At 56.3% G+C, this 4087-nt stretch carries 5 protein-coding genes; all 5 read left to right on the top strand.

The features are described 5' to 3' along the window. The first annotated feature begins 106 nt into the window (after positions 1-106). The 5 genes from fabG (at position 107) to AC221Y_RS21140 (ending at position 4040) form a co-directional block, all read left to right on the top strand. Positions 107-844: a 3-oxoacyl-[acyl-carrier-protein] reductase gene (gene fabG / locus AC221Y_RS21160; protein WP_486708329.1), complete on the top strand. Its 738-nt coding sequence runs from the start codon at positions 107-109 to the stop codon at positions 842-844. A gap of 206 nt (positions 845-1050) precedes the next feature. Continuing rightward, positions 1051-1284 (top strand): acyl carrier protein, encoded by a 234-nt coding sequence (locus tag AC221Y_RS21155; RefSeq protein ID WP_486708328.1) that lies wholly within the window; start codon positions 1051-1053, stop codon positions 1282-1284. A 156-nt stretch (positions 1285-1440) separates the two neighbouring features. Further along, positions 1441-2703, top strand: coding sequence for a beta-ketoacyl-ACP synthase II (gene fabF / locus AC221Y_RS21150; RefSeq protein ID WP_486708327.1), 1263 nt, complete (start codon positions 1441-1443; stop codon positions 2701-2703). 4 nt (positions 2704-2707) lie between these two features. After that, positions 2708-3706 (top strand): endolytic transglycosylase MltG, encoded by a 999-nt coding sequence (gene mltG, locus AC221Y_RS21145; RefSeq protein WP_486708326.1) that lies wholly within the window; start codon positions 2708-2710, stop codon positions 3704-3706. Beyond that, on the top strand, positions 3615-4040 hold the full coding sequence (locus AC221Y_RS21140) for a DUF7742 family protein (protein ID WP_486708325.1): 426 nt from the start codon (positions 3615-3617) through the stop codon (positions 4038-4040). The genes mltG and AC221Y_RS21140 overlap by 92 nt, the downstream gene beginning before the upstream one ends. Positions 4041-4087: the final 47 nt, after the last annotated feature.

Raw genomic sequence — 4087 nt, 5'->3', positions numbered from 1 at the left:
CCTTTCCGGAATGGTGCGGCGCATCAACCGCGATATCGCATGCAAGGCAGTTAATACGGCGGCGGATGTTGGGTCCGTTGCAGAAGAACTGAGATAGGAAAACCAAATGTTTGATCTGACAGGAAAAAAAGCTCTGGTAACAGGTGCTTCGGGCGGCATCGGCGGTGATATTGCGCGGGGGCTGCATGCGCAGGGGGCGACCGTGGCTCTGTCCGGCACGCGCGAAGCTCCGCTCAAGGCGCTGGCTGACGAACTTGGAGAGCGGGCCTACGTAACGCCCTGCAACCTGAGCGATGTGGATGCCGTGAAGGCTTTGGCCGGTCAGGCCTCGGAAGCCATGGGCGGGCTGGACATTCTGGTCAACAATGCCGGTATTACCCGTGACAATATCTTTATGCGGATGTCGGATGAGGAATGGCAGCAGGTGATCGACATCAACCTGACTTCGACCATGCATCTGATGAAATCCGTCATGCGACCGATGATGAAGGCGCGCTGGGGGCGGATCATCAACATCACCTCGATAGTCGGTGTGACCGGAAACGCTGGGCAAGTGAACTATTCGGCGTCCAAGGCGGGCATGATCGGTATGACCAAATCATACGCTCAGGAAATTGCGACGCGCGGAATCACCGCGAACTGCGTCGCGCCGGGATTTATCGAAACGGCAATGACAGTCGATCTGCCCGAGCAGGTCAAAGAAAAGATGATTGGAAATATTCCGATGGGCCGTATGGGCACAAGCCAAGAGATCGCGGCAGCCGTCGCTTTTCTGGCCAGCTCGGAAGCAAGTTATATCACCGGCCAGACGCTGCATGTGAACGGCGGCATGGCAATGATCTAGGCGTTGGGCGCATTTTGGGCGTTCTCCCGGGTTTGGTCGGAAAGCATTTGCCATGTTTGAAACTTGTGATATAGCGCCCCCTAGTTTGGCCGGAGTGTAGACGCATTTCGGTACGTATGCCATAATCGGCGGCATGAGTTTGTGCCCTTGGGTGCAAGTCTAAAATTGGTCGGGGCTGTCCCCACAAAGAAAGAGGACTAAAAACTATGAGCGACATAGCAGATCGCGTTAAGAAAATCGTAGTCGAGCATCTGAGTGTAGATGAGGACAAGGTCACTGAAAGCGCATCTTTCATTGACGATCTGGGCGCAGACAGCCTTGATACAGTCGAGCTGGTAATGGCTTTCGAAGAAGAATTCGGCATCGAAATTCCTGACGATGCAGCAGAAACAATTCAATCGTTTGGCGATGCGGTGAAGTTCATCACTGAAGCTTCCTAAGCGATTTTTGTGTATTTGAAAAACGGTGCGGTCCCGCGTGGGCCGCACCGTTTTTCTTTGTCTAAAGCCCCTCGAACTGAGAGAATAATTTTAAGATTGCTTGCTCTGGCCAAAGCGACTCTGTAGAAATTCGGCAGAAACAACAAAGAGGTTCAAATGCGGCGTGTCGTAGTCACAGGTTTGGGGATGGTTACACCACTGGCTTGCGGGGTTGAGGAAACCTGGAAGCGGCTAATCGCCGGCGAGTCGGCAGCGGGAACCATCAAGAAATTCGATGCCGATCATCTGGCAACCAACTACGCCTGCGAGATTCCAAGGGGGGACGGGTCGAACGGAACGTTCAATCCCGACGACTGGATGGAACCGAAAGAGCAGCGTAAAGTTGATGAATTCATCCTGTATGGCATGGCGGCGGCGACGCAGGCCGTTCACGACTCAGGCTGGATGCCGGAAGACGACGCCAGCCGCGAACGCACGGGTGTCCTGATTGGATCAGGCATAGGCGGGCTCACGTCCATTGCCGAAACCGCGATCCTGCTGAAGGAACGTGGACCGCGGCGGGTATCGCCGTTCTTCATTCCCGGTGCGCTGATCAATCTGGTGTCGGGGCAGGTGTCCATCCGTTTTGGGTTTAAAGGCCCGAACCATGCCGTCGTGACGGCTTGTTCGACGGGTGCGCATGCCATCGGTGACGCGGCGCGGCTGATTATGCTCGATGATGCCGACGTAATGGTGGCCGGTGGGGCCGAAAGCCCGATCAGCGAAATCGGCATTGCCGGTTTCAACGCCTGTAAGGCGCTGTCCACCGCGCGGCGTGATGATCCGGAAAAGGCGTCTCGTCCATATGACGCGGATCGCGACGGGTTTGTGATGGGCGAAGGCGCCGGTGTCGTGGTTCTGGAAGAGTACGAGCACGCCAAAGCGCGTGGTGCCAAGATTTATGGCGAGATTTTGGGTTATGGCCTGTCGGGCGACGCCTATCATATTACTGCGCCCTCCTCGGACGGCGAAGGCGGTTTTCGGTCCATGTCCGCCGCACTGAAGCGGGCAGGTTTGGAAGCTTCCGCGATTGACTATATTAACGCGCACGGAACGTCGACGATGGCGGATACCATCGAACTGGGTGCGGTCGGCCGGCTGTTGGGCGATCACGCCGCCAAGGCGACGATGTCCTCTACCAAATCGTCCATCGGTCACCTTCTGGGGGCTGCGGGAGCTGTCGAGGCGATCTTCTGTATCTTGGCAATGCGGGATCAGATTGCGCCGCCGACGATCAACCTGGACAATCCGATGGTTGAGACCGATCTGGATCTTGCGCCGAATTCAGCCGTAAAACGGGACATCAATGTTGTCCTCTCGAATTCCTTCGGATTTGGCGGTACGAATGCCTCTCTGATCATGGGTAAAGTGGACAGCTAATATAATGGCGCGGCATTTCGCAGCGAATTTCCTGAACGTTGTAATCGTCGGGCTGATCGTGCTCGGCGGTCTTGTCTATTGGGGCAAGCGCGAGTTCACGGGTCAGGGGCCACTGGCCGAGGATACTGAATTCACGGTTGAACGCGGTGAGCGGTTGCAGAATGTTGCAGACCGGCTGGCCGACGTTGGCGCGATCTCTAACCCGTATATCTTTCGGCTGGCGGCGCGATATTCCGGGCAGGAAAACAAGCTGAAGTTCGGCGATTATGCGATACCGGCGCGGGCTTCCATGGAAGAGGTGCTTGCGCTGATTTCCTCTGGCAAGGGGATCAACTATCAGGTGACAATACCCGAGGGCTGGTCAAGCTATCAGATTGTCGAAAAGCTTCAGTCGGTGGAAGAACTGGCCGGGGAGGCGGTGAGTGTTCCGGCCGAGGGCACGCTTGCACCGAACACTTACGCGATCTCCAAAGGAGATTCCGTCGAGGTCGTTTTGGCCCGCATGATGCGGGAGCAGCAGCGGATTCTGGACGAAGCCTGGGAAAAAAGAGCGGAAGGCTTGCCGTACAAGACCAAGGAAGAGGCGCTGATCATGGCCTCTATCATCGAAAAGGAAACCGGAATCAGTTCCGAGCGCAAAGACGTCGCCGCGGTCTTTGTGAACCGCTTGAACAAGGGCATGCGCCTACAAACGGATCCCACGGTGATCTACGGCCTGACGCTTGGCAAGGAAACTTTGGGCCGAGGCTTGCGCCGCAGCGAGTTGGCTAAGGAAACGCCCTACAATACCTATGTCATATCCGGCCTGCCGCCGACGCCGATCGCAAACCCCGGAAAAGAGTCCATCGAGGCGGCTCTGAATCCATCCAAGTCCGATAACCTGTATTTCGTTGCCGACGGCAGCGGTGGCCATGTCTTTGCTAGAACCCTTGCGGAGCATAACAGAAACGTTGCCAAATGGCGGCGGATCGAGGCGGAAAAGAACAAAGCGGCGGCAGAGTGAGCGAGCAGCGTACGCTGCATCGCGTTCTGTTTTGAGGCTGGTCGAGCCCGATGCGCGCGGCCGGTTTCTAGACTTGTTGTTGTACCGCGCACATTGCGCAGACAAGTTCAGAAAAAGATTCGGCCGGTGGTGCGCCGGTCTGGGCGATGGAACCCTCGCGGCCACTTGTGTGGGGTTGCCTCGGACCTCCGGCGGCTTCTTCAGTGATCCGGACTATGCAGACAGTATGAGGATGGTATTTGAAGGCATATTGAAATGGCGGAACTTCCGGGTTGCCTGCGCCAAAACGGACAGAGGCTCATCTGGCCTTGGCACAGGAAAAACAAAGAGTTAGCGCCGGATCGTGTTCGATACGCGCTGCTTCTATTTCCTCTCCGCATT

Source organism: Boseongicola sp., assembly GCF_057460485.1.
The sequence above is the reverse complement of the archived record's forward strand: the minus strand, read 5'-3'. Positions and strand labels throughout refer to the sequence as shown.